At 71.5% G+C, this 24,304-nt stretch carries 22 protein-coding genes; 14 read left to right on the top strand and 8 right to left on the bottom strand.

From position 1 onward, the window contains the following. The first annotated feature begins 86 nt into the window (after nt 1-86). The 8 genes from PYR91_RS15160 to PYR91_RS15195 all read left to right on the top strand — a co-directional run bounded on the left by PYR91_RS15160 (nt 87) and on the right by PYR91_RS15195 (nt 7,260). On the top strand, nt 87-827 hold the full coding sequence (locus PYR91_RS15160) for an ABC transporter ATP-binding protein (protein ID WP_347943140.1): 741 nt from the start codon (nt 87-89) through the stop codon (nt 825-827). Next, on the top strand, nt 824-2,008 hold the full coding sequence (locus tag PYR91_RS15165; protein ID WP_279780445.1) for an ABC transporter permease: 1,185 nt from the start codon (nt 824-826) through the stop codon (nt 2,006-2,008). The genes PYR91_RS15160 and PYR91_RS15165 overlap by 4 nt, the downstream gene beginning before the upstream one ends. Nucleotides 2,009-2,150: 142 nt before the next feature. Then, nucleotides 2,151-3,314, top strand: coding sequence for an acetoin utilization protein AcuC (locus tag PYR91_RS15170; protein WP_279780446.1), 1,164 nt, complete (start codon nt 2,151-2,153; stop codon nt 3,312-3,314). A gap of 77 nt (nt 3,315-3,391) precedes the next feature. Further along, on the top strand, nt 3,392-4,198 hold the full coding sequence (locus PYR91_RS15175) for a phosphatase (protein WP_279780447.1): 807 nt from the start codon (nt 3,392-3,394) through the stop codon (nt 4,196-4,198). A gap of 319 nt (nt 4,199-4,517) precedes the next feature. Further along, nucleotides 4,518-4,721 (top strand): helix-turn-helix domain-containing protein, encoded by a 204-nt coding sequence (locus tag PYR91_RS15180; RefSeq protein WP_030456159.1) that lies wholly within the window; start codon nt 4,518-4,520, stop codon nt 4,719-4,721. A 340-nt stretch (nt 4,722-5,061) separates the two neighbouring features. Then, the gene (locus tag PYR91_RS15185) at nt 5,062-5,160 is read left to right on the top strand and encodes an AURKAIP1/COX24 domain-containing protein (RefSeq protein WP_018654693.1); all 99 of its coding nucleotides are present in this window, start codon (nt 5,062-5,064) and stop codon (nt 5,158-5,160) included. A gap of 106 nt (nt 5,161-5,266) precedes the next feature. Beyond that, complete coding sequence (locus PYR91_RS15190; protein ID WP_279780448.1) at nt 5,267-6,307, top strand: NAD-dependent epimerase/dehydratase family protein; 1,041 nt, start codon at nt 5,267-5,269, stop codon at nt 6,305-6,307. A gap of 110 nt (nt 6,308-6,417) precedes the next feature. Continuing rightward, nucleotides 6,418-7,260 carry a lysophospholipid acyltransferase family protein gene (locus tag PYR91_RS15195; protein WP_347943188.1) on the top strand — a complete coding sequence of 281 codons (843 nt, stop codon included), beginning with the start codon at nt 6,418-6,420 and terminating at the stop codon, nt 7,258-7,260. On the opposite strand, the gene PYR91_RS15200 is transcribed toward PYR91_RS15195, so the two are convergent. The 4 genes from PYR91_RS15200 to PYR91_RS15215 all read right to left on the bottom strand — a co-directional run bounded on the left by PYR91_RS15200 (nt 7,211) and on the right by PYR91_RS15215 (nt 13,030). After that, nucleotides 7,211-8,227 carry a DMT family transporter gene (locus PYR91_RS15200; RefSeq protein WP_279780449.1) on the bottom strand — a complete coding sequence of 339 codons (1,017 nt, stop codon included), beginning with the start codon at nt 8,225-8,227 and terminating at the stop codon, nt 7,211-7,213. The genes PYR91_RS15195 and PYR91_RS15200 overlap by 50 nt on opposite strands. A gap of 85 nt (nt 8,228-8,312) precedes the next feature. Continuing rightward, nucleotides 8,313-10,076, bottom strand: coding sequence for a DUF4350 domain-containing protein (locus tag PYR91_RS15205; RefSeq protein WP_279780450.1), 1,764 nt, complete (start codon nt 10,074-10,076; stop codon nt 8,313-8,315). A gap of 661 nt (nt 10,077-10,737) precedes the next feature. Further along, on the bottom strand, nt 10,738-12,039 hold the full coding sequence (locus PYR91_RS15210) for a M20/M25/M40 family metallo-hydrolase (protein WP_279780451.1): 1,302 nt from the start codon (nt 12,037-12,039) through the stop codon (nt 10,738-10,740). After that, the gene (locus PYR91_RS15215; protein ID WP_279780452.1) at nt 12,020-13,030 is read right to left on the bottom strand and encodes an Lrp/AsnC family transcriptional regulator; all 1,011 of its coding nucleotides are present in this window, start codon (nt 13,028-13,030) and stop codon (nt 12,020-12,022) included. Before PYR91_RS15215 ends, PYR91_RS15210 begins: the two co-directional genes overlap by 20 nt. Nucleotides 13,031-13,157: 127 nt before the next feature. Between PYR91_RS15215 and PYR91_RS15220 the strand changes: the two genes are divergently transcribed. Further along, entirely contained in the window at nt 13,158-14,447 is a 1,290-nt protein-coding gene (locus PYR91_RS15220; RefSeq protein WP_279780453.1) for an MFS transporter, read from the top strand. 77 nt (nt 14,448-14,524) lie between these two features. On the opposite strand, the gene PYR91_RS15225 is transcribed toward PYR91_RS15220, so the two are convergent. From PYR91_RS15225 to PYR91_RS15235, 3 genes are all read right to left on the bottom strand, one after another. Next, entirely contained in the window at nt 14,525-15,391 is an 867-nt protein-coding gene (locus PYR91_RS15225; protein ID WP_279780454.1) for an HAD-IB family hydrolase, read from the bottom strand. A 116-nt stretch (nt 15,392-15,507) separates the two neighbouring features. Further along, the gene (locus tag PYR91_RS15230; protein WP_279780455.1) at nt 15,508-16,194 is read right to left on the bottom strand and encodes a DUF5667 domain-containing protein; all 687 of its coding nucleotides are present in this window, start codon (nt 16,192-16,194) and stop codon (nt 15,508-15,510) included. Between the two features lie 117 nt (nt 16,195-16,311). Next, a complete protein-coding gene (locus tag PYR91_RS15235) occupies nt 16,312-16,842 on the bottom strand; it encodes a sigma-70 family RNA polymerase sigma factor (RefSeq protein ID WP_279780456.1) in 531 nt (176 codons plus the stop codon). Between the two features lie 293 nt (nt 16,843-17,135). Here PYR91_RS15235 and PYR91_RS15240 point away from each other — a divergent pair, with 293 nt between their 5' ends. Further along, nucleotides 17,136-19,085 carry an antibiotic biosynthesis monooxygenase gene (locus tag PYR91_RS15240; protein WP_279780457.1) on the top strand — a complete coding sequence of 650 codons (1,950 nt, stop codon included), beginning with the start codon at nt 17,136-17,138 and terminating at the stop codon, nt 19,083-19,085. Nucleotides 19,086-19,192: 107 nt separating this feature from the next. On the opposite strand, the gene PYR91_RS15245 is transcribed toward PYR91_RS15240, so the two are convergent. Then, a complete protein-coding gene (locus PYR91_RS15245) occupies nt 19,193-19,441 on the bottom strand; it encodes a glutaredoxin family protein (protein WP_279780458.1) in 249 nt (82 codons plus the stop codon). 219 nt (nt 19,442-19,660) lie between these two features. Between PYR91_RS15245 and PYR91_RS15250 the strand changes: the two genes are divergently transcribed. From PYR91_RS15250 to PYR91_RS15265, 4 genes are all read left to right on the top strand, one after another. Beyond that, nucleotides 19,661-20,368: a redox-sensing transcriptional repressor Rex gene (locus PYR91_RS15250; protein WP_279780459.1), complete on the top strand. Its 708-nt coding sequence runs from the start codon at nt 19,661-19,663 to the stop codon at nt 20,366-20,368. Next, complete coding sequence (locus tag PYR91_RS15255) at nt 20,365-21,705, top strand: glutamyl-tRNA reductase (RefSeq protein WP_279780460.1); 1,341 nt, start codon at nt 20,365-20,367, stop codon at nt 21,703-21,705. The genes PYR91_RS15250 and PYR91_RS15255 overlap by 4 nt, the downstream gene beginning before the upstream one ends. Next, nucleotides 21,702-22,640 carry a hydroxymethylbilane synthase gene (gene hemC, locus PYR91_RS15260; RefSeq protein ID WP_279780461.1) on the top strand — a complete coding sequence of 313 codons (939 nt, stop codon included), beginning with the start codon at nt 21,702-21,704 and terminating at the stop codon, nt 22,638-22,640. Before PYR91_RS15255 ends, hemC begins: the two co-directional genes overlap by 4 nt. Nucleotides 22,641-22,768: 128 nt before the next feature. Further along, a complete protein-coding gene (locus PYR91_RS15265; RefSeq protein WP_279780772.1) occupies nt 22,769-24,301 on the top strand; it encodes a uroporphyrinogen-III synthase in 1,533 nt (510 codons plus the stop codon). Nucleotides 24,302-24,304 lie beyond the last annotated feature (3 nt).

Consider the following 24,304-nt stretch of genomic DNA (forward strand, 5'->3'; position numbering starts at 1 on the left):
CGACGGGCGCGGCGGGGCCCGGCGCGGCCCCGGGGACGCCCGCGAGACGGGCCCCAGCCCCCGTGAGAGACGACGGCGGGGCCGGAGTGAGCCCCGGACCGCCGGCGGGCCCCGCGACGCCGCAGCGGGCCGATGGCGTCGCGGCCTTCGAGGCCGTGGACCTGGCGCGGTCGTATCGGCTCGAAGGCGTCACGGTCGACGCTCTGCGCGGGGTGAGCCTGCGCATCGAGCCGGGCGAGTTCGTCGCCATCGTCGGCCCCTCCGGGTCGGGCAAGTCGACGCTGATGCACCTGCTGGGCTGCCTCGACCGGCCCACCGCGGGCACGCTGCGCGTCAACGGCGTCGACGTCTCCACGCTGGACGACGGCGGCCTCGCGGAGCTGCGCAACCGGGTCGTGGGCTTCGTGTTCCAGTCCTTCCACCTGCTCGGCCGCACCTCGGCCCTGGACAACGTGGCGCTTCCCCTGGTGTACCGGGGCGTCGGCAGGGCCGAGCGGCGCGAGCGGGCCAGGGCGGCGCTCGAGGCCGTCGGGCTCGCGCACCGGCTGGACCACCGGCCCTCCCAGATGTCGGGAGGCGAGCAGCAGCGGGTCGCCATCGCCCGCGCGCTGGTCGGCGACCCGAAGGTCGTCCTGGCCGACGAGCCGACCGGCAACCTCGACACGCGCAACGGCGAGGAGGTCATGGGCATCCTGTCGCGCCTCAACGCCGACGCCGGGGTGGCGGTCGTCCTGGTCACCCACGAGCCCGAGGTCGCCGGCCGGGCGCGGCGCAGGATCAACGTGCGCGACGGCCGGGTCGACGCCGACACCGGGGAGCCGCGATGAAGGGCGCCGAGGCGCTGCGCATGGCGCTGGAGGCCCTGCGCGTCAACCGGCTGCGCAGCGCGCTCACCATGTTCGGCGTCGTGATCGGCGTGTCGGCCGTCGTGGTCCTGGTGGCCATCGGCACCGGGGCCAAGGAGGCGATCGAGGGCGAGATCGCCGGGCTCGGCAGCAACATCATCCTGGTCGTCCCCGGCCAGGTCGGGCTGGGGGCGGCGCCCACCCAGAGCCGCCTGGACCTCGGCGACGTCGCGTTCGTGCGCCGCGTGGTCGGCGACCCCGGCAAGGTCACCGTCGCGGTCAACTCCGGCGAGTCGGTGCGGGTGGGCCGCAACGAGGTCTTCGCCACGATCACCGGCACCGACGAGAACCTGCCCAACATCTTCGAACGGCCGCTGCGGCGGGGCCGCTACCTCAGCGCCACCGACGTGGACACGCGGCGGCGGGTCGCCGTGCTCGGGTCGGAGGTGGCCGACAAGCTGTTCGGCGACGTCGACCCGATCGGCCGCCAGGCCACGATCGCGGGTGTGCGCTTCCGCGTCGTCGGGCTGTACGAGCCGGTCGGGGCCACGTTCGGCGTCGCCCGCGACCAGGAGGTGCACATCCCCGTGACGACGGCCCAGCGGCTGGTCGGGCTGTCGCGCATCAACGGCATCGCGGTCGGCGCCTCCGGGCCCGACGAGATCGAGCCGCTGCGCCAGCGGGTGCTCCAGGGCCTCAGCGGCCGTTATCCCGGTGAGCGGTTCAGCGCCGTGACCCAGACCCAGCTCCTCGGGACGATCGGCAGCGTCCTCGGCATGCTCACCGGCGTGCTGGCGGCCATCGCGGGCATCTCGCTGCTCGTCGGCGGGGTCGGGGTGTCGAACATCATGCTGGTGAGCGTGCGCGAGCGCACCCGCGAGATCGGCCTGCGCAAGGCGCTCGGCGCCCGCGGCGGGGACGTGCTCAGGCAGTTCCTCATCGAGGCGGTGCTGCTCACGACGATCGGCGGCGTGCTCGGCATCCTGCTGGGCGTCGGCGGCTCGCTGCTGATCGAGGCGCTGTCGCCGGTGCCCGCCGCCATCACCTGGTGGTCCATCGCCCTGGCGTTCGGCGTCTCGGCGGCGGTCGGGGTCTTCTTCGGCGTCGCCCCGGCTCGCAGGGCGGCCGCCCTGGACCCCGTCATCGCGCTGCGCGCGGAGTGAGCCGCCCCGCACGCCCCCGTCGAACCTCAGGCAGGCCACCGGGGTCTACGGGTGATCGAAACACGTGCGGTACGGTCGGAATCATGAGGGAGCGTGGCGAGCCGGTGATCGCGCACCCGCAAGCCGTACGCGAGGTGAGCGTGTGAGCCGGTCCGTGCGGGTCGTCTGGGACGACAAGCTGATCTCCTACGACTTCGGGCCCGGCCATCCGCTCGCGCCCGTCAGGGTCGAGCTGACCATGGCGCTGGCCCGCGACCTCGGGGTGCTCGACAAGGTCGAGATGACCGGCTGCGACCCCGCGACCGACGACGAGCTCGCGCTGGTCCACGAGCGCGGCTACGTGGAGGCGGTCAAGCGCGTCTCGCTCGCCGGCGCCCCCGACCTGGCCTACGGCCTGGGCACCTCCGACAACCCCGCCTTCGCCGGCGTGCACGAGGCGTCCGCGCTGGTGGCGGGCGCGACGCTCGCCGCCGCCCGCGCCGTGTGGAACGGCGAGGCCGAGCACGCGCTCAACGTGGCGGGCGGGCTGCACCACGCCATGCCCGGCATGGCGAGCGGGTTCTGCGTGTACAACGACCCGGCGATCGCCATCGCGTGGATGCTCGCCCAGGGCGCGAAGCGCGTCGCCTACGTCGACGTGGACGTCCACCACGGGGACGGCGTCCAGGCGGCCTTCTACGACGACCCGCGCGTCCTCACGATCAGCCTGCACGAGAGCCCGCGCACGCTGTTCCCCGGCACGGGCCTGCCCGGCGAGTCAGGCGCGGAGGGCACGGCCGTCAACGTGGCGCTCCCGGCCGGGTGCCCCGACGCGGGCTGGCTGCGCGCCTTCCACGCGGTGGTGCCGCCTCTGCTGCGCGCGTTCGAGCCCGAGGTGCTCGTCACCCAGCACGGCTGCGACAGCCACGCGCTCGACCCGCTGGCGCACCTCATGCTGAGCCTGGACGGCCAGCGGCGGGCGTACGCGGCGCTGCACACGCTCGCCCACGAGACGGCGAACGGCCGTTGGCTGGCCACCGGGGGCGGCGGGTACGAGCTGGTCCAGGTGGTGCCGCGCGCGTGGACCCACCTGATCGCCGAGGCGGCGGGCGACCCGGTCGAACCGGCCACGCCGACGCCGCAGAGCTGGCGCGGATTCGCCCGAGACCGCACCGGTGAGGCGCCCCCGTTGACCATGACCGATGGGCGTGACGCGGAATTCCGGGATATCTCCGGTGGTTACGACCCAGGGGACGCCGTGGACCGGGCGATCATGGCGACACGGCAGGCGATCTTCCCTTTTCACGGGCTCGACCCACAGCCCTGACCCCGAGCCTCTCCGGGGGTGCCGCGCCGGGTCCGGCACCATGACGACCGCACGCGACCCGTGTATTGGAGTGAACGATGAACACCGCGACCGCGCCTTCGCGGGAAGAGCTGAGGGACCATCTGATCCGGACGAAGATCGCCGGGGACGTGGCCACCAGCCGGGAGAACAACCTCGACCACTACCGATCGCTCGCCGCGCGCGACCCCCACTACATGTTCGGGCTCACCCTGGAAGGCGAGTGGTCCTACCGCGACATCCTCGCCCTGATGGCGAAGTCCGCCGGCGTGGTCGCCGATCCGGGTCACCGCTCCGGGCAGGACACCATCGACCCCGACCGCACCATCGACGCGCTCGACGCGATGGCCGACCGCGTCGCCGCCGTGCTCGGGCGCGACGACCCCCGCGTCCTCGTCGCCACCGGTCACCCCACCGGGCTGCTCACCACGCACCTGGCGCTCGCGCGGCTCGCCAACGAGCGCGGCGCCACGCTCCTGAGCCCGGGCGAGCAGCGCGCGTTCGCGAGCAAGGGCCTCGGCCGCAAGCGCCGGATCCGCTACGTGGACGACGTGGCGATGCTGGACGACGGAGGCGCCCTCGTCCACACCCACGACGCCGCCCCGATGCAGGCGATGCTCGCGGAGCTGTCGGCCCGCGGCGAGGGCGCGCCCGATCTGGTCATCGCCGACCACGGCTGGGCCGGCGCCGCCGGGGAGGCGGGGGTGGAGACCGTCGGTTTCGCCGACAGCAACGACCCCGCGCTGTTCGTCGGCGAGGCCGAGGGCAAGATCGCGGTGACCGTCCCCCTCGATGACAACGTGCTACCACGCCACTACGCACCGATGACCCGCTACCTGGTCTCACGGGTCCTGAGTGGCCTGTGAGGCGGGTGTCGCCGATCCGGTTCGCCCATAACCCGGGTTAGTTCCGGGTATTCGGACCAGGGCGTCGACCGTTTGCCAACTTTTTTGTGATCCTGAGCGACTCTAATGGGACACAAGTTGGACCGTGTACAAGATCGGAGTTGGCGTCGGCAGGCGGCTGGCCAGCGACTTTTCCGATTCCGGTGGCAGGCGTCTCCGCGTGCTGATGGAATAGGGGGTTTGCGCGATCGGAGTCGCGTTCTACGCTGACAGCAGTACACGTGCGTGAGCAATGGCACCAGTGGGGATAACCCGGAAACACGTGCGGAAGAGGCGTCCGATGGGTGCAGGCGAAAGACCTCTCAGCGAGGTGAAGTTCCTGACGGTGGCAGAGGTCGCCACCGTCATGCGGGTGTCCAAGATGACGGTGTACCGGCTCGTCCACTCAGGTGAGCTGCCGGCCATCCGGGTCGGTCGTTCCTTCAGAGTGCCCGAGCAGGCGGTGCACGACTACCTCAGGGACGCGTTCATCGAAGCGGGTTGAACGGACCGGTAGCGACATCGCCGGTCGCGCGCGGAGACCGCTCGACGACGAGCGCACCCTCCGCCGGAGCAGGAGCGCGACCGGAAACGGGGTGGGCGGCCGGCCGCCCGCGCCGTCGCCGGCCGAGGGGCGCGACCCCTCGGCGGGCCACGCGGGTTCCCCCCGGGAGCGATCGACCGTGAATCGCCGGTAGGCTGTTGGACCGGTGTGCTTCTCGGCGAGTCGCCGTTCCCACGCCCGCGGCGTGCCGTCCCCACGGCGCGCCCGAGCCGACGGGACGACACCTCGCCGTCCGACGCACGCCGTCGTCGACCAACACCTACCTTCACCTGGGGGTCCCGTGGGCTCTGTGATCAAGAAGCGTCGTAAGCGCATGGCCAAGAAGAAGCACCGCAAGCTTCTGAAGAAGACCCGCATCCAGCGGCGTAACAAGAAGTAGCGCGCCGACCGACGACGCAGAGCGGCGGGCCGGGTACGAGGGGACCACGACCCATGTGTGCACCCCGAACCGGCTCCACCCACCCATGTGATCCTGCGAGGCTCCGATGACACACACCGTGCTCGTCACCGGGGTCTCACGCCACATAGGTGCCCGGGTGGCGAGCGTCCTCGCGGCTGACCCGGACATCGGCCGGGTCATCGGGGTGGACACCGTGCCGCCGCCCTCGCTCGCGCGAGGCGGCGCCGGCGTCGCGCTCGGCCGCACCGAGTTCGTCCGGGTCGATCTGCGCAGCCCCGACATCGCACGGGTGATCGCGGCCGCCGACGTCGACACGGTCGTGCACATGAGCCTGGTCACCGCCCCATCGAAGAACGCGGGCCGCTCCTCGATGAAGGAGCACAACCTCATCGGCACCATGCAGCTGCTGGCGGCCTGCCAGCGGTCGGCGACGGTGCGCAGGGTGGTGGTCCGCTCGACGACGGCGGTGTACGGGTCGTCCTCCCACGACCCGGCGGTCTTCACCGAGGAGGCCGAGCCCGTCGAGGTGGCGAGCTCCGGCTACGCCAAGGACGCCACCGAGGTCGAGGCCTACGTCCGGGGGTTCGCCAGGCGGCGGCCCGACGTCAGCGTCTCGACGCTGCGCTTCGTGAACTTCATGGGCCCCGGCGTCGACTCCCCGCTGACCCGCTACTTCTCCCAGCCGGTGGTGCCCACCGTGCTCGGGTTCGACCCGCGCCTGCAGTTCGTCCACGAGGACGACGGCGTGGAGGTCCTGCGCCGCATGGCGCTGGAGGACCACCCCGGCACCTTCAACGTCACCGGCGAGGGGGTGCTGCTGCTCTCGCAGTGCGTGCGCAGGAGCGGCCGCCCGGCGGTCCCGGTCCCCTCCCTCACCTTCCGCATGCTCGGCGACCTCGCCCGCGGCCTCGGCCGCGTCGACTTCTCACCCGAGCAGCTCGCCCTGATGGTCTACGGTCGGGCCGTCGACGCCGGGCGGCTCGCCGTCGAGCTCGACTGGCGGCCCAAGTTCTCCACCGCGACCGCGTTCGACGATTTCCTCCACTCGCGTGGCATGTTTGCCGGTACGCCACTCTCTGTGATCGACTGGATGTCGACAGTGCTCGGCGGGGGCGTGAGACGGTGAATCGATCAGACACATCGCGCGGCTTGCGCGACGAGGAGCCCGGGGACGCCCAGGTGATCCCCATCACGGCGGCGCGCGGCCGCGCGAGGCCCGGCGCCGGGTCACGAACGCTGGAGGACCGCCTGGCCGAGGCGGCGGCGTTCCTGCGCCGCCGGCTGGCCGGGGAGTACGAGGTCGACGAGTTCGGGTTCGACCCCGAGCTCAACGACAAGGTGCTGATGGAGTTGATCCGCCCGCTCTACCGGCACTGGTTCCGGGTCGAGACCACCGGTCTGGAACACGTTCCCGCGGAGTCGGGGGCGCTCGTGGTGTCCAACCATTCGGGCACCGTGCCGCTGGACGCCCTCATGCTCCAGGTCGCGTTGCACGACGAGCATCCGGCCCACCGCCCGCTGCGGCTGCTCGGCGCCGACCTGGTCTACCAGCTCCCGCTGCTCGGGCACCTGTCCCGCAAGTCCGGCCACACGCTGGCCTGCCCCGAGGACGCCGACCGCCTGATGCGCAAGGGCGAGCTGGTGGGCGTCTTCCCCGAGGGCTTCAAGGGCGTCGGCAAGCCGTTCACCGACCGCTACAAGCTCCAGCGGTTCGGCCGGGGCGGCTTCGTGGCCTCGGCGATCAGGGCCCAGGTGCCCATCATCCCGTGCGCCATCGTGGGCGCCGAGGAGATCTACCCCAAGATCGGCGACTTCCCCACGCTTGCGCGGCTGCTGGGCCTGCCGTACATCCCGATCACGCCGCTGTTCCCCTGGCTCGGCGCGCTCGGCCTGGTGCCGCTGCCGTCCAAGTGGATGATCGAGCTCGGCGAGCCCGTGCGCACCGACACCCTCGACCCCGAGGAGGCGGACGACCCCATGCTGGTCTTCAACCTCACCGACCAGGTCCGCGAGGTCATCCAGCAACAGCTCAACCGCCTCCGCCTGCATCGCGGCCACGCCTTCCCGCCGTTCTTCTGAGGCGCCCGCCGCCCGTCCGCTCCGGATCCCGTCGCGGCCCCGGAACGAGCCCGCGCCTCCACGGGCGCAACCGCGGCAACGCGCCGATTCCCCCCCTCGCCTCCGCCAGCAGCACGGCCACCAGCATGATCGCGGCGCCCGCCCAGCCGAGCGCGTGGAGCCGGTCACCGGCGAGCCAGTAACCGAAGATCCCCGCGAACACCGGCTCGGTGGCGAGGATCAGGGACGCTCGGACGGGAGAGGTGCGTCGCTGCGCGTACGACTGGATGAAGTAGGCGACGGCGCTGGCGACGATCGCCGTGAAGGCGAGAGCCCCCCACACCGTCGACCCCCTGGGCACCGCGAGATCGCCGGTGGCGGTGGCCACCACGAGGGCGGCCAGCCCGCAGACGCCGAGTTGCAGCGCCACCAGGGGCCCCACCGGAAAGCTACGAATCGCCCGGTCCGTCACGATGATGTGCAGCGCGAAGGAGAGGCTGCACCCCAGCATCAGCGCGTCGCCGAGGGGATTCCAAGCCCCGCCGAACCCGGACAGCAGCAGAAGGCCGAGCGCCGCCATCGCGATGCAGCCCCATACCCAGCCGCTGATCTCCTGGCGGAGGAACAGCCAGGCCAGTACGGGGGTGAACACGACGTAGAGGCCGGTGATGAACCCCGCGTTCGAAGCGGTCGTGTACAGCAGTCCGATGGTCTGGAACGCGTACCCGCTGATGAGCAGCAGCCCGAGCACCAGGCCGGCCCGCCACCCCGCCGCCGGCAGCCGCCGGATCCCGCGCCCGTACGGGAGCAGCAGCACACTCGCCGCCAGGAGGAAGCGGAAGGCGATGAACGACCAGGGCGGCAGGTCCCGGATCGCGTCCTGGATCAACGTGAAGGTAAGACCGAAGGCAAGGGCCACGCCGACGAGCCCGAGCTCGGCGACGCGCCTGCCGCCGGTCTCGGTGTCGTGGCCGGGAACGGATGTCACCAACGTGAACTCGCTTTCGGAGGAATGTGTGCCCGCACGGTGCCGGGCCGTCGTGCGGGCACGGGAGACTGCCGCTGACCGGTGTTCAGACGGTGAACCGAGTCTCGACCACCCGGCCCCCCAGCCGCCGGTGCTCGGCCGAGTCGAAGGGGCTGCGTAACACGCATGTCCGCTGCAACCATCGGTCCAGGCCGTCATATCGGGCCGTGAACTCCGACCGCGCGTGCACGGCCTTGCGGTTGTCGACGATGAGCAGGTCACCGGCGTCCAGCCGGACCCAGCGCTGCACCTTTCTGGTCGCCGCGGCGAGGTTCCGCAGCGCGGCCAGCGCGTCCGCCGTGAGGCCGGTCATCAGGTCGAGGTCGAACGTCAGGTACGGGTCGTACGGGTCCCCCGACAGCACGGGCAGCAGAGGGCCGTTCCCCTGGAGCCCGTTCACGCTGCCGAAGGAGTAGTCGATCCCGGTGCGGTAGAGGGGCTCGAAGAGCAGACCGCGGTCGCGGAGCGAGAGCTGGGACAGGACCATGCGCACCCCCGCGCCGATGGTCCTGGCGACCCGCTCGTGATCCGGCCGGAGACAGTAGAGCAGCACGTAGTCGGGCACATGAGGATGGAACGCCGTCTCGGTGTGGAAGTCGAGCAGGAGGGCGGAGCTCTCCGACGAGAGCTTCATGGCGTTGTGGCGGGTGGGCGCGACGTTCTGGAACAGCTGGCCGCGCTTCTCCTGGTGGTAGGCGAACGGGAAGCCCAGCGCGCCGCCGAAGGCCGCCAGCCAGAACTCGCTCAGCCAGGTCTCCTTCTCGGCCCTCGCGCCGGGATCAGCCGGCGTCCTCGGGGTCACGGGATCCCTGGGAAGGCCCTTGATCAGCAGGACCCCGTAGTCGTTGGACCTGAGCCGGAACCGGCTCACGGCGTGCCGCATCTGCCGCGGCATCTCGTGGTAGGCGAGCTCCGCCTCCGTGAGGAACGTGGACTCGTCCTCGTACGGATGGGGCAGCCGCCGAAAGGCCAGATCGGACAGCAGGGTCTCGAACGGACGAGCGTCGACACGGTGCGGGCCGGGCACGTGCTCGAGATCCTCCTCGTCCGCGAAGGCGCGCGTCGGGTGCGGGTGCCTGGTGGTGACGTCTCGGGCGGCGTACCCCGTGGCGCAGGTCACCGTCCCCTTCGCCAGCCACTGGAGGAGGTTGAGCAGCAGCGCGGCGTTCGACTCCCGGCCGAGGAACGGCAGCGAGAACATCTCGCCGTTCCCCACGACGGCGAGTCGTCCCTCACCGTGCCGCGCCACCCCGATGAGGGTGGCCTCCCCGCGCCGGACGATGGGGACCAACGCGGCGCCGTCGTCGGTGATCTCGCGCGGACGGTGCAGGAACACCTGGGTGAGACCCCGGGTGACCGGATGCCCCTGCTGGACGTCCAGCACGAGATCCTGGACGAGGACGTGCGACTCCGGCTCATGGCAGGGGATCCCGATCGCCTCGTCGCCCAGACGCAGGTGGGGGAGAGGAAGCGGGGACGCCTGCCCGGGGCTCACCGGCGGGTCGCCGTCTCCGAAGACGAGCACGCCGCCGCCCCGTCGCAGAAAACGGCGGATGCCGGAGGTCTCCTCCGCGGACCACCGGCTGGCCGAGTCCACCGGCAGGATGAGGGCGTCGAATTCGGCCAGCGACTGCGCCCACGAGCCTTCGTCGAGGAGGGACAGGTGTGCGCCGCAGGACTCGCGAACGACGTCGGCGAGGTGGCCGAGGTATCCGAACTCGGCGTACTCCTCCGACCGGTCCGCCAGCGTCTTGTCGCCCGGAACCGTGACCCATTGCGTTGAGTGATTCAGATCGATGCCGACACGCATGGCCTACTTGCCTTTCCGTGAGATGGCTACTTTCGTCGCCGCAGGCGGAGCGGCTCGGCTGGAGAAAACGTGCCCGTCGTTACGGGTGTGTATCGACGAGCGGTCAGAACCCTAACACCCGCCGCCGGGCGGGTTGTTATACGCGTCGTATATAAAAATATGGCCGGCGGACTCGGGTCCTTCTGCGCCGTTTTCCCGGGGTGGAGGGTAACGTCGCGCGAGCCGGATCGGTTTTCATGAACGGTGTATCGGCGAATCGGGATCGCGGGTGCGCAGCCCCGTCATCCGAACGGCAGCGGAGGCGCCGCATGCCAGATGACCTGGGATTTTGTTCCCGAACCGCGGACAATTCGACAATGGCGCGCGATCCGGAATCGTGCGGCGTTGGGCGGGTCCGCGCTGATCCGGCCAGCCCGGAGTATTCCTATGCCGCGGTCGCGGAAGGATTCAGTGCGCCGGTTCCGCCGATGTCGTTCGACGGTCCCGGCCGGTCGCGAGATTTCCGCTTCGCCGTAACCGATCCCCGTGCCCGGCGAAGACGTCGGTGTATTTCCGCCGCCGGGCCGAAAACGGCAGCCACGCCCGACGAGAATATTCTCCGCCGGCGTCGTGCCGTACCCCCGTGCTCTGTCAATGCGTGTCGGGTCGGTGGCCCCTCCGTTCAGTAGGTCGAGAGCAGTCGGTGAAGAACGCGCGCTCCGAAGCGCAACGCGGACTCGGGAACGCGTTCGTCGACTCCGTGGAACATGGCCCCGAAGTCCATCTCCGGCGGCAACTGGAGCGGGACGAACCCGTACCCGTGTATGCCCATCCGGTGGAAGGTCCTGTTGTCCGTGCCGGCGGACGAGCAGTAGGGCACGACGCACGCCGCCGGATCCTCCCTCCGGAGCGCGGCCAGCATGGACTCCACCAGCGGGGTGTCGAACGGCGCCTCGATCGCCTCCTCGTAGTCGATGTGCTCGCGGGACACCCTCGGACCGGCGAGCCGGTCGAGGGTCGCCAGGAACTCGTCCCTCAATCCGGGCAGGAAGCGCCCGTCGACCTCGGCGACCGCCTGCGCCGGCACGACGTTGGTGGCGTATCCCGCGTGGAACTGCGTGGGGTTGGACACGTGGCTGAGAGACGCGCCGATCACCCGGGAGACCGGCCCGAGGGCGCCGAGCGTGGCGTCGAGATCGTCCTCGTCGAACGGGACGCCGCACGCGTCGCAGATGTCGCGCATCATGCGCCGGGTCGTGGGAGTGAGCCGGCGAGGCCAGGAATGCGCGCCGATCCTGCTCACGGCGGTGGCCAACTCCGTCACCGCGTTGTCGGGATGCAGCAGGGAGCCGTGGCCCGCTCTGCCCTCGACGGCCAGCCGGAGCCACGCCAGGCCCTTCTGCGCGGTCTCCACCAGGTAGAGCCGCAGCGCGGGATCGACCTCGACGCTGTAGCCGCCGACCTCGCTGATCGCCTCCGCGCAGCCTTCGAAGAGGCCGGGGTGCTTGTCGACGAGGAACCGCGCCCCGTGGTCGCCGCCCATCTCCTCGTCGGCGAGCCAGGCGAAGACGAGATCCCGCCGCGGGGCCTCACCGCGGCGGGTCATGTGCCGGACGACGGCGACCATCATCGCGTCCATGTGCTTCATGTCGACGGCCCCGCGCCCCCACACGTGGCCGTCGACCAGCTCGCCCGACAGCGGGGGGAAGCGCCAGTCACGCGGATCCGCGGGCACGACGTCGAGGTGTCCGTGGACGAGCAACGCGGGCAGGTCCGGCCGGCGGCCCGGCACCCTGAGGATCACGTTGCCGCGGCGGGGAGCGCTTTCCAGATAGAGGGGGGTGAGACCCACGGCGGCCAGCCACTCCATGACCCGCTCGGCAGCCGCGCGCTCGCCCGGACCCCGCCCGTCTCCGCTGTTGCTCGTGTCGATGCGGATCAGCTCGGCGCACATCCACACGGTCTCATCCTCGAAGGACGTCATCGGGGCTCCTCGTCAGTCGACCGTCCTTGAGCAGGTGACCGCGTTTGTAGGCGCGGGTGATGAAGGCCATGTCGACGTCGACGACGTCCGGCAGGCCCCCGATCACCTGGGTGATGAACCGGTACAACTCCAGCTCGTGGGTCAGGCAGACCTCGACGAGCAGGTCACGGCCGCCGGCGATGGCGGCGCAGTATCGGACGCCGGGATGCCGGGCGAGCGCCGATCCGACCGCGTCCAGCCCCGCCGGACGCACCTCCAGGCCGAGCTGCACCTCCACGCGAAGGCCGAGCAGCGCGGGTTCGGCCTCCACCCGCAGGTGGACCAGCCGCCGCTCCAGCAGTGACGCGACCTTCCGTCGCGCGGTCGGCACCGAGACGCCCAGTTCCTCGGCGATCTGGGTGTAGCTCATGCGGCCGTCCCTGATGAGGAGTTCGGCCACCTCTCGTTCCACGGAGCTGAACTCCACCAGGTCCGGAAGGTCGGGCAACGGCGTGGGGGAGAGGCCTCTCAGGCCCGCGACCTCGGCGTCGCTCAGCAGCGGAGCATGCCAGTTGGCGACGGTGGTGAACGTCCTCAGCACCACCTGCGCCTCGGTGGCGCGCACGCCGGGTATGGCGGGCACCTCGTTGGCGAGGATCTCGTGGAGCTGCCGGAGGTGGTCGTCCCCGGACGCGATCAGTTCGCACCACACGTCGGCCGCTCCGGTGATCGCGAACACCCCGCGCACGTCGGGCCGGGCGGCCAGGGACCGTGCCGTGGTGTCCACCGAGCCGGGGTCGGTCCGCACGCGGATGTGCACCGGGTGCCCGACGCCGCTGCGCAGGTCGTCGTAGGTGGCGGTGATGCGGATGGCGCCGGCCGTGATCAGGCGCTGGACGCGCCGCGCCACCGTGCGCTCGTGCTCCCCGAGGATCTTGCCCAGGTCTCCCCAGGGCGCCCGCGCGCTGACTTGGAGCGCCGCGACCAGACGACGATCTATCTCATCCAACATGTCGGAATCTAACATCCTGACGCCATCGATGACGATTACAAAAAGCTTTATATCGCGTCTTGCCGCTATATGTCACGCGGGTCCACACTTCTTCGTGTCGAGACCTCACAGGACGAAGGAGGCCAGTGTGACGGTCGAGTCCGCGGTCATCGCCGCACCCCGTAGCCGCACACGTCAGCTGCTCGCCACGTCGGCCGGAAACCTGGTCGAGTGGTACGACTGGCTGGCGTACGCCTTCCTCGCGACCTACTTCGCCGACCAGGTGTTCGCCCGCTCCGAAAACCGCCTGGTGCCGCTGCTGAGCGCGTTCGCCGTGTTCGCGGTGGGCTTCGTCATGCGTCCGGTGGGCGGGCTGGTCATCGGCGCTGTCTCCGACCGTCTGGGGCGGCGCACGGCCATGACGCTCACCATCGGGCTGATGGGGGTGGGCCAGGTGCTGATGGCCGCCCTGCCGACGTACGCCCAGGTCGGCCTGCTGTCGCCGCTGCTGCTGGTGCTCATCCGCCTCATCCAGGGCTTATCCGTGGGCGGGGAGTTCGCGGTCTCGTCGGTCTTCCTCGTCGAATCCGCGTCGCCCAGGCGACGTGGCCTGTTCTCCAGCTTCAGCTATTTCAGCTCGAACCTGGGTCAGCTCCTGGCCGCCGGGGTCACGGCCCTGCTCAGCAGCATGCTCTCCTCCTCGGAGATGACCTCGTGGGGATGGCGGCTGCCCTTCGCCCTGGGCGCCGTGGCGTGCCTGGCCGGCCTCTGGATCCGTCACGGGACGGACGAGACGTACCTGCAGGCGAAGGCGATCAGGGAGGGCCGGGTCGCCAGGCCGGGCCTGTTCGACTTCCTGCGCCTGCACCCCAGGGAGTCGCTGCTGGTGGCCGGCATGACCGTGGGGGCGACCGTCAGCTTCTACACCTGGTCGATCTACCTGCCGACGTACGCCGAGATCACCGTCGGCGCGGATCCGGGAACGGCGCTCACCGCGAGCACCGTCGCCCTGGCGTTCTTCACGGCGATCCAGCCGCTGGGCGGCCTGCTGTCGGACCGCATCGGCCGCAAGCCGCTGCTCATCGTCTTCGGAGGGGGCTTCACGGTGCTCACGGTTCCCCTGCTGGCGCTGCTGCAGAACTCGTTCTGGAACCTGTTGCTGATCATGTGCGTGGCGATGGTGCTGCTCACCGGCTATACCGCCGTGTGCTCGGCCGTCATGGTCGAGCTGTTCCCCGCCCGCGTCCGGACGACCGGCATCGGGTTCCCCTACGCCGTCACGGTCGCGGCGTTCGGCGGCACGGCGCCGTACATCGCCACCGCGCTGGCCGACAACGGCCATGGATCGCTGTTCGGCTGGTACGCCACCGCGTTGACGCTGGTCTCCACCATCGTCTACATCAGGATGCGCGAGACCCGAGGCACCCCGCTGGGCTGAGGGTCGCCCGGCGCGCACCGCCGGTACGAGCCTTCAGGGGGACGGGCCCGCACGGGCGGTGCGCGCCGGGGAGACGTTCAGGACGAACGGTAGATCTTGCGCAAGGCGATGGCGGCGGCCACGCCGCCGGCGATCGCGCCCGCGCCGGCGGCGATGGGCAGGCCGGCCATGGTGGCGCGGCGGCCGGTGCGGAAGTCCTTGACCGTCCACTCGTTCTTCCTGGCGTGCTCCAGCAGCTCGGAGTCGGGGTTGACCGCGTAGGGATGCCCCACGAGCCGCAGCAGCGGAAGGTCGTTGGAGGAGTCGCTGTAGGCGGTGCAGCGCGACAGGTCGAGCCCCTCGCGGCGGGCCAGCGCCTTGACGGCCTCGGCCTTGGCGGGGCCGTGCAGCAGGTCGCCGACCAGGCGGCCGGTGTAGACGCCGTTCTCGGTCTCCGAGACCGTGCCCAGCGCGCCGGTCAGACCCAGGCGCTGCGCGATCACCCGGGCCAGCTCGACGGGGGTGGCGGTGACCAGCCAGACCCGCTGCCCGGCGTCCAGATGGCTCTGGGCGAGGGCGCGCGTGCCGGCCCAGATGCGGTCGGCCATGACCTCGTCGTAGATCTCCTCGCCGAGCCGGACGACCTCGTCGACCTTGATGCCGACGACGAAGGCGAGCGCCATCTCCTTGGCGCGCACGATGTGGTCGGGGTTCTCGTTGCCGAGCACCCGGAACAGCGCCTGGCCCATGGCGAACCGCAGGAGGTCGGCCGTGGTGAACAGGCCGCGGGAGGCCAGCCCCCTGGCGAAGTGGTAGATCGAGGCGCCGCGCATCATCGTGTTGTCGACGTCGAAGAAGGCCGCCGCGGTGGTGTCCGGTGCTGCGACCGGAGCCGATATGGCGGCCGCGGCCGCCACCTCACCGGCCAGCTCAGCTTCGGTGCGCCGTCGCATTAACCGCCTCATAGCACATCAGCTTAACCGGGAGACAGGGATGAGGTCGGTGTACGCGGCGTTAGCGTGGCGTGACGTCTGGCGCACCTGACGCCGACCAGCGGGGGACGTCCCAGGTGGCGGGCGTGTCACGGGGTGAGATCGTCGATCATGTCCAGGTAGGCGCTGGCCTTCACGCGGTCGTCGCCGCCGAGCTGGGGGATCATCGGCTCCACCACGTCGCGCTGCTGCTCGGTGAAGCGCTTGAGCTCGGGACGGTGCTTGTCGGGCTTCTTCACGTGCTTCAGGGCCGAGAGCGCCGAGCGTGTCCTGGAGGTCATCTCGTCCAGGGTGGGGCCGATCAGGCGCTCGCGCGCCGAGTCGGGGTAGCCGAGCAGCGCCGCGGCCTCCGTGGCGCGCGAGTGGGCGGCCGTCAGCTCGCGCTGGGCCCGCTGCTCGTCGTCGGGGGTCAGGCTGAGCAGGGTGGCCTCCGCCGCGCGCTTGATCGCGTACAGGTGGTCCCCGGGGACCGAGGCGTAGGTCTCGACCCCGGTGAACAACATCAGCCCGGTCACGGCCATGACCAGCGCCGCGGGGCGCAGCCGCGCGAGCCGGGGGGGACGCCGCCGGTGCCGCCCCGCCTCGGCGCCGGCGCTCTCGCGGGCGCTCGCCTGGGCGGCGAGCAGCTCCTCGCGGAGCCGGGACCGGAAGTCGTGCGACGGGCCGGTGCGGGGTTCCGCGCCGATCCGCCTCAGGCGACCGATGATGGTCGTTCGGCGCAGCGTGACGGCGGCCCAGAGGTCGCGCAGCCACCGCGAAGGCCTCCACCAGCCCATGAAAGCTCCCTGCCGCCCGCACTACGATGATCCATAGGTGCTACATGCCCAACGAGGCGAGGCGCCCTCAGGTTACGGCCGCGGCGATGATCGGTGACACCCGGTGGCCGGCCGCCCTCATCCGAGATCCTCCGGGAGCGCCCGGGCCAGCGCGCGGATCGCGCGGAACTGCAGCGCCTTGACGGCGCCGCTCTTCTTGCCCATGATCAACGCGGTCTCCGCCAGGCTCATGCCCTGCAGGAAGCGCAGCACGATGCACTCCTGCTGCTCGGGGCCGAGGTCGCGCACGGCCCGCAGGATGCGGTCGTTCACCATCGTGGTGACCACGGCGTTCTCGGGGATGTGCGGGCCGTCCAGCGGGGTGTCCAGCACCTCGGCGGTGGACACCTCCATGCGGTACCTGCCCGACTTGTAGTGGTCGGTCACCAGGTTCCTGGCGATGGTGACCAGCCAGGCGCCGAAGTCCCTGCCCTGCCAGGTGAAGTCGGCGATGCGGCGCAGCGCGCGCAGGAACGTCTCGCTGGTGAGGTCCTCGGCCAGGGCGTGACATCCGACCCTGAAGTAGACGTACCTGTAGACCAGCTCGACGTACCGGTCGTACAACGACGCGAAGGCTTCCACGTCGCCGGTCTTGGCGCGGAGAACCACCCTCCGGAGCTCATCGATCTCCGGAGAGGGGCGCTCTCGCTGGTCAGCGGCGCGCGAGTTCACTGTGTCGGCCGATCCAGGAGGGGGAAGCCCGGCGAGCGACCATGAGTTCGACATCCGGTTATCCCTGGGAGGCGAGGGAAGGGCGCGTGCGTGCTCGAACACTCTAGAAATCATCGGGAAATTGCACAATCCACTTTGCCTCAGTAACTACTTCGCGTAACAGCAGTCAGGCGGCACTTCGGGCACCGGCTACCGGTTTGGAGGTAATGTCCGGCAGAGTTGGGAGCATCATGGAAGCCCTCGTAGCCGTCACCGCCTTCGCCGGTGCGCTGTTCGCCGCCATCACGACCGGCATCCTGGTCGGACGCCTCCGGGACGAACGGAGCGGCTGGCTGGTCGCCTGGACCATCACGACCACGGCCGTGTGCCTCGCGCTGGGCGCGGTCGCGATCGGGCACCTGATCGGGTTCGGGCCCGCGACGTTCCGCGTCTATCAGATCACCGGAGCGTTCCTGGCGCCCTTCTGGCTGGCCATCGGCATGGTCCAGATGCTCGCGGAGAAGACGCCCGCGAAGTTCGCCGCCTGGCTGTTCGGCATCGCGTTCACGGTCATCACCGCGGTCATCCTCGTGCTCGACCCGGTCAGCCAGCCCGACCGCTTCGGCAAGGCCCTGCCGCTCGGCGAGACGCACTGGACGATCATCCCGTCGATGCTGCTGAACGCCGCGCACGGTGTCACGTACCTGATCCTCATCGGCTGCCTCATCGTCGCGGTGCTGCGGTGGCGCGGCGGCGACGACTTCGACGCCGACAACATGCACGCGGGCGTGGTGCTGGCCCCCACCGGGCTGGCCCTGGTCGGCGCCGTGCGGTTCGCCATCCCGGGCGTCTTCGCGGCGCTGGTCATCACGCTGATGGCGGGCGCCGTCTGGTACGCCGTCGCCCGGCCGCTCGCGCCGTACGACGAGGAGCGCGACGGCGCCGACGACGACTGGGACGAGGAGCCGCGCCAGGCGGCCGGCCGCCGCCGCGCCCCCGAGCCCGAGCCCGAGCCGGCGCGCTCGCCCGACACCGGCCCCATGCCGGTCGCCCCGGCCAAGCCGCCACAGCGCCGCTCGGGCCTCGGCGACCTGGTCGCCGAGTACCGGGCCGCCGACCACGGCGACGTCGACTACGCCGCCCGCATGCAGCCGTCCGGCGGCTTCGAGGGCGCGCCGGTCAGGGACGACCCCTTCGGCGACCGCGGCATGGACGTCTTCCGCGAGCGCGGCGCCGACCCCTCCCACGGCCCGGGCGACCGCCGGGTCGCCGGGGGCTCGCCCGCGACCGGCGACCACGGGTTCGACAGCTCCCGCAACTTCGTGAGCCCCCGGGACGTCGACCCCGCCCGCGCAGGGGAGGCGGCCGCCTTCAACAGCTTCGCGGGCCCGGCCACCGGCGAGTTCATCGCACCCGACGTCGCCGGCGGGCCGGCCCCCCAGGCCGCCTCGGGCTTCTTCGGCGCCGACCCGGCGGGGTACGGCGCACCCGGCTCCCGCGGCCAGCACGCGCAGCCGTCCTACGACGACTACGGTCGTACCGGCCAGCACGGCCGGCAGGGGCCGCCCGGCGACGACCCGTCCGGCTACGGGGCCCGCAACGGCGTGCCCGGCCTCGACCGGGGCTACGGGGCGGGGGACGCCGGCCCCGGCTACGCCGGCCGCGACAGCCTCCCCGGCCTCGACCGGCCGGGGTACGGGCAGGAGCCGGGCGTCGACCCGCTGGGGTACGGCGCCCAGAACGGCGCCCACCGCGCCCCGGCCGAGCAGCCGTTCACCATGCCCGCCACCGGCGCCCTGTTCCGGGGGGCCGACCTCACCCGGGCGATGGCCCACGAGGCCCCCCAGCCCGCCTCCGGCTCGGTCAGGCCCTCGCCCAGCATCTACGGGCTGCTCACGGTGTTCACGCTCATGGACGGCGCCGGGGAGGCGTTCGACCGGCTGGCCGAGGAGACCATCGAGGCCGTGCGCCGCAGCGAGCCCGACACGCTGGTGTTCATCTGCCACGCGGTCAAGTCGGCCCCGCTCCAGCGCATCGTCTACGAGCTCTACCGCGACGAGGTCGCCTACACCGAGCACCAGCGACAGGCGCACATGGAGCGGTTCGCCCGCGAGCGGGTGGCCCATGTGCTGGCCGCCAACGTGATCGAGCTGAACGTCAACGCCGCCAAGGTCGTCCCGCTCCCCACGGCGTTCCTCTAGGAGCCGGCGGGGCCGGGACGGCCCCGTACGGAGGTCGCGGCGAGGCGCGGCGGCCTCCGGCGCGCGGTGAGGGCCGGACCGGGGGCGGGCGGTGAGGCCGGACTGGGTCAGGCGGTGAGGGCGGCGCGCAGGCGTGACTCGTCCACACGCCAGAAGTCGTGCTGGACCCCGTCGATCAGGGTGACCGGGATCATCTCGCCGTAAGCCTTCTGGTCCTCCTCGGAGCCGCTGATGTCGCGCTCCTCCCAGGCGACGCCGAGATCGTCGGCGACGCGGGTGATGACGGCGCGGGCGTCGTCGCAAAGGTGGCACCCCGGCTTGCCCAGCAGGGTGATGGTGTGGTCTCGCGGAGCCATATGGCCAGCTTAACGAGACGCGGGAGTGCCATGCCTCACATTCCGGAGGGCCGAATCAAGGACCGGCGCCCCTACCTGCGAAGGTAGGGACCCGAGGGCGCCCCCAGTCTTTTGTGCATCGCTTCACAAAGGTACTAACCTGGAGGCCTGCGTCTCTCCTCGACAACCGCGAGCGCGGCCGGGGCGCTCCGGCCGCCCGTCCCCTGGAGTACCGGCCAAGTGATCCGCCGCATGTCCCGAGCGCGCGAACGTGGCATCCCCGATGCGACCGTCGCGCGGCTGCCGCTTTACCTGCGGGCGCTCAACGGGCTCTCGGAGCGGAGCACCGCCACCGTCAGCTCCGAGGACCTCGCCCTGGCGGCGGGGGTGAACTCCGCGAAGCTCCGCAAAGACCTGTCGCACCTCGGCTCGTACGGCACCCGCGGCGTGGGCTACGACGTGCAGTACCTGATCTACCAGATCTCCCGCGAGCTGGGCCTGACGCAAGACTGGGCCGTGGCGATCGTGGGGGTCGGCAACCTCGGCCGCGCCCTCGCCAACTACGGCGGGTTCGTCTCCCGCGGCTTCCGGGTGGCGGCCCTGCTGGACGCCGACACGGCCGTCGTCGGCGAGCACCTCGTGGGCATGGCCGTCGACCATATAGACCAGCTCGAAGAAGTCATCAACCAGCGGGGTGTGTCCATAGTGGTCATCGCGACCCCCGCGTCGGCGGCCCAGCAGGTGGCCGATCGCGTCATCGCCGCCGGGATCACGAGTATTTTGAACTTTGCCCCCGTTGTGCTGAACGTGCCTGACGGGGTGGATGTCCGCAAGGTCGACTTGTCGACCGAACTGCAGATCCTTGCGTTCCATGAGCAGCGCAAAGCCGAACGTGAAACAGGGAGCCCCATGATGGCCGACGACTGGGCCGAGGCGATGGACGCATGAGCCTTCTCACGGTTGGTCTCAGTCACCGCACGGCGCCGATGGCCCTCCTCGAGCGCGTCGTGGTGACCGGGGACGCGCTCGCCAAGATGCTCCAGGACGTCCTGAACGACGCCCACGTGTCCGAGGCCATGATCATCTCCAGCTGCAACCGCATGGAGGTCTACGCCACGGTCGACCGCTTCCACGGCGGCGTGACCGCGGTGACCGACCTGCTGAGCGCCCACTCCGGCGTCCCCCAGGAGCAGCTCACCCGCCACCTGTACGTCCACTACGAAGACCGCGTGGTCGAGCACCTGTTCACCGTGGCCTGCGGCCTCGACTCCATGGTGGTCGGCGAGGGCCAGATCCTCGGCCAGGTGCGCCGGTCGCTGAAGCTGGCCCAGGAGCACGGCTCGGCCGGCACCACCCTGAACGACCTGGCCCAGCAGGCGCTGCGGGTCGGCAAGCGCGCCCACACCGAGACCGGCATCGACCGCGCCGGCGCCTCCCTCGTCGGCGTCGGGCTCACCCTGGCCGAGGGCGTGCTCGGGCCGCTGCCCGGCAAGCGCGCCCTGGTCGTGGGCGCCGGCTCGATGAGCGCGCTGTCGGCGGCGACGCTCGCGCGCTCCGGGGTCACCGACATCGTGGTCGCCAACCGCACCTTCGACCGCGCCGCCCGCCTCGCCCAGACCGTCGGCGGGCGCGCCGTGGAGCTGGAGGACGTCGGCCGCGAGTTCGCGGGCGCCGACCTCGTCATCTCCTGCACCGGCGCCGTCGGCCAGGTCATCGACGCCGGCATGGTGGCCGCCGCCGTGCGCGACCGGCCGCTGTTCCTGCTCGACCTGGCGCTCCCGCACGACGTCGACCCGGGCGTGCGCGCCATCCCCGGCGTCACGCTCGTCGACCTGGAGACCATGCAGGAGGCCGGGGTCGCCGACCCCGACGGCGCCGAGGCCGACCACGTGGCCGCCGTGCGCGCCATCGTCGCGGCCGAGGTCTGCGAGTACCTCAGGGCCGAGCGCGCCGCCAAGGTCACGCCCACCGTGGTGGCGCTGCGCGCCAAGGCCGCGGACGTCGTCGACAACGAGCTCGGACGCCTGGCCGCGCGCATGCCCGAGATCGACGAGCGGGTGCGCGGCGAGATCGCCCAGACCATGCGCAGGGTCGTGGACAAGCTGCTCCACGAGCCCACCGTGCGTGTCAAGCGGCTCGCGGCGTCCCCAGCGGGCGATCATTATGCCGAGGCGCTGCGCGAGCTGTTCGACCTGAACCCGAAGGTGCCCGAGGCAGTCACCCGAGCCGACGTGGCGCAGGTGGAGACGGACCCGGCGGGTCGGGCCGGCGAGGAGGACGCATGACCGCCGCCCAGACTCTGGACACCAGCCGCGGCGTGCTGCGTCTCGGCACCCGCAAGAGCCTGATGGCGACCACCCAGTCGCGCCTCGTGGCCGAGCGGCTCACCGCGCTGACCGGGCGCCCGGTGGAGCTCGTCGGCATCACCACCTTCGGCGACGTCACCAAGGCCCACCTCGCGCAGCTCGGCGGCACCGGCGTCTTCGTCAGCGCCCTGCGCGACAAGCTGATCGACGGCGAGATCGACTTCGCCGTCCACTCGCTGAAGGACCTCCCGACCGCGCCCGAGCCGCGCGTCGTGATCGCGGCGACGCCGCCCAGGGACGATCCCAGGGACGCCCTGGTGGGCCCCGCCACGCTGGCCGAGCTTCCCTCGGGCGCCCTGGTGGGCACCGGGTCGCCGCGCCGCGTCGCCCAGCTTCGTCTGCTCCGTCCTGATCTGCAGTACGTTCCCGTCCGCGGCAACGCCGACACCCGCGTCGGCAAGGTCGCCTCGGGCGAGCTGAGTGCCGTCGTGCTCGCCGCCGCGGGCCTTCGCCGCATCGGAAGGGAGGCCGGCATCTCCCAGCTGTTCGAGTGCGACGAGATGCTGCCCGCCCCCGGCCAGGGCTCGCTCGCCGTCGAGTGCCGCGCGGGCGACGCCGGCCTGATCGAGCTGCTCTCCGTGCTCGACGACGCCCGCACCCGCGCCGCCGTGACGGCCGAGCGCGTCGTGCTGGCGACCCTTGAGGCCGGTTGCAGCGCGCCGGTAGGTGCGTACGCCGTCCATGACGGGAACATTCTCAACCTGACCGCCGCCGTGGTCGCCATCGATGGCACACGGTCGGTGCGCACGTCCACCGCCGGGGATCCCTCGGCCGCCATGGAGCTCGGCCGCGAACTCGCGACCGCCATGATCGCCGAGGGGGCCGGCATGTTGATGGGGGAGCGGACCCATTGAGCTCCGGAAGCCAGACCAGCAAGACCGCCGAGACCGGCCACGCCGCCGAGAGCGGCGCGGCGCCGATCAGGGCGCCGTCCGGTGAGGGCGGCGGCGGGCGGCCGCGCGTCACGGGCTTCGTCGCCTTCGTGGGCGCAGGTCCCGGCGACGAGAACCTTCTCACCCTGCGCGGGGCCGACCTGCTGTCGCGCGCCGACGTCGTGGTCCTCGACCAGGAGGCCTACGGCGCGCTGCTGCGCCACTGCCGCGCGGACGTGAAGGTCGTCGACGTCGCCGACGAGGCGGGCACGGTGTCGCTGAAGGCCGTCCAGCAGGCCAAGACCGGGTCGAGGGTGGTGCGCCTGTGCCCGGGCGACCCCGGGTTCTTCTCCTCGGTCGCCGAGGAGGTCGCGGCCTGCGCGAAGGCCGAGGTCGACTTCGAGATCGTCCCCGGCGTGACCCCGGCCACGGCGGTGCTCACGTACGCGGGCATCGCCCCGGCGCTCGGGGTGCCGGAGTTCCGCGTGGTGGACGCCGGCCAGGTCGCCGACTGGGCCGTGCACGCCTCCTCGGCGGGCACCCTGGTCGTCTACAACGGCGTCGCGGACGCCGTCCCCATCGCCAAGGCGCTGGTCGCCGCGGGCAAGCCCGACACCACGCCGGTCGCGGTGACCCAGAGCGGCACCACCACCGAGCAGTACACCGTGGTGTCCTCGCTCGGCAGGCTCGCCGCCGACCTCAAGCACGCCGGCATCGCCGAGCCCGCCGTGATCGTCGTCGGCGAGGCCGTCGGCACCCGCGACCGGCTGTCGTGGTTCGAGAACAAGCCGCTGTTCGGCTGGCGGGTGCTGGTGCCCCGCACCAAGGAGCAGTCGGCCCGGCTGTCCGACCAGCTCCGGTCGTACGGGGCGGTGCCCGAGGAGGTGCCGACGATCTCGGTCGAGCCGCCGCGCACCCCCCAGCAGATGGACCGCGCCATCAAGGGCCTGGTCACCGGACGCTACGAGTGGGTGGCCTTCACCTCGGCCAACGCCGTCAAGGCGATCAGGGAGAAGTTCGAGGAGTACGGCCTGGACGCCCGGGCGTTCGCCGGGCTGAAGGTCGCGGCGGTCGGCGAGGCCACCGCGAACGCCCTGGTTCAGTTCGGCGTCAAGCCCGACCTCGTGCCCGTGGGCGAGCACTCCTCCGAGGGCCTGCTCGCCGAGTGGCCGCCGTACGACTCCATGCTCGACCCCATCAACCGGGTGCTGCTGCCGCGCGCCGACATCGCCACCGAGACGCTCATCGCCGGGCTCACCGAGCTGGGCTGGGAGTGCGACGACGTCACCGCCTACCGCACCGTGCGCGCGGCGCCGCCGCCCGCGCCGATCCGCGAGGCGATCAAGGGCGGCGGCTTCGACGCGGTGCTGTTCACCTCTTCGAGCACGGTCAGGAACCTGGTCGGCATCGCCGGAAAGCCGCACAACGTGACGGTGATCGCGGTCATCGGGCCGCAGACCGCCAAGACCGCCGAGGAGTTCGGCCTGCGGGTCGACATCATGGCCGACAGTCCTTCGGCTTCGGCGCTGGCGGCGGCGCTGGCGGAGTACGGTGCCAAGCAGCGCCAGGCGGCGCTCGCCGCCGGAGACGTCCCCCGCAGGCCCTCGCAGACCCGCAGGGGCGCCCGCCGCAGGGCGAAGTAGGCC

Origin of the sequence: Sphaerisporangium sp. TRM90804, assembly GCF_029846175.1 — a bacterium.
Taxonomy (GTDB): domain Bacteria; phylum Actinomycetota; class Actinomycetes; order Streptosporangiales; family Streptosporangiaceae; genus Sphaerisporangium.

Excerpts from the sequence above, each read along its gene's own strand:
- PYR91_RS15255 (WP_279780460.1), top strand. The coding sequence starts at position 20,365 with ATGAGCCTTCTCACGGTTGGTCTCAGTCACCGCACGGCGCCGATGGCC.
- PYR91_RS15210 (WP_279780451.1), bottom strand. The coding sequence starts at position 12,039 with ATGACGTCCTTCGAGGATGAGACCGTGTGGATGTGCGCCGAGCTGATC.
- PYR91_RS15175 (WP_279780447.1), top strand. The coding sequence starts at position 3,392 with ATGAACACCGCGACCGCGCCTTCGCGGGAAGAGCTGAGGGACCATCTG.
- PYR91_RS15205 (WP_279780450.1), bottom strand. The coding sequence starts at position 10,076 with ATGCGTGTCGGCATCGATCTGAATCACTCAACGCAATGGGTCACGGTT.
- PYR91_RS15180 (WP_030456159.1), top strand. The coding sequence starts at position 4,518 with ATGGGTGCAGGCGAAAGACCTCTCAGCGAGGTGAAGTTCCTGACGGTG.
- PYR91_RS15215 (WP_279780452.1), bottom strand. The coding sequence starts at position 13,030 with ATGTTGGATGAGATAGATCGTCGTCTGGTCGCGGCGCTCCAAGTCAGC.
- PYR91_RS15230 (WP_279780455.1), bottom strand. The coding sequence starts at position 16,194 with ATGGGCTGGTGGAGGCCTTCGCGGTGGCTGCGCGACCTCTGGGCCGCC.
- PYR91_RS15165 (WP_279780445.1), top strand. The coding sequence starts at position 824 with ATGAAGGGCGCCGAGGCGCTGCGCATGGCGCTGGAGGCCCTGCGCGTC.
- PYR91_RS15240 (WP_279780457.1), top strand. The coding sequence starts at position 17,136 with ATGGAAGCCCTCGTAGCCGTCACCGCCTTCGCCGGTGCGCTGTTCGCC.
- PYR91_RS15190 (WP_279780448.1), top strand. The coding sequence starts at position 5,267 with ATGACACACACCGTGCTCGTCACCGGGGTCTCACGCCACATAGGTGCC.
- PYR91_RS15245 (WP_279780458.1), bottom strand. The coding sequence starts at position 19,441 with ATGGCTCCGCGAGACCACACCATCACCCTGCTGGGCAAGCCGGGGTGC.
- hemC (WP_279780461.1), top strand. The coding sequence starts at position 21,702 with ATGACCGCCGCCCAGACTCTGGACACCAGCCGCGGCGTGCTGCGTCTC.
- PYR91_RS15225 (WP_279780454.1), bottom strand. The coding sequence starts at position 15,391 with ATGAGGCGGTTAATGCGACGGCGCACCGAAGCTGAGCTGGCCGGTGAG.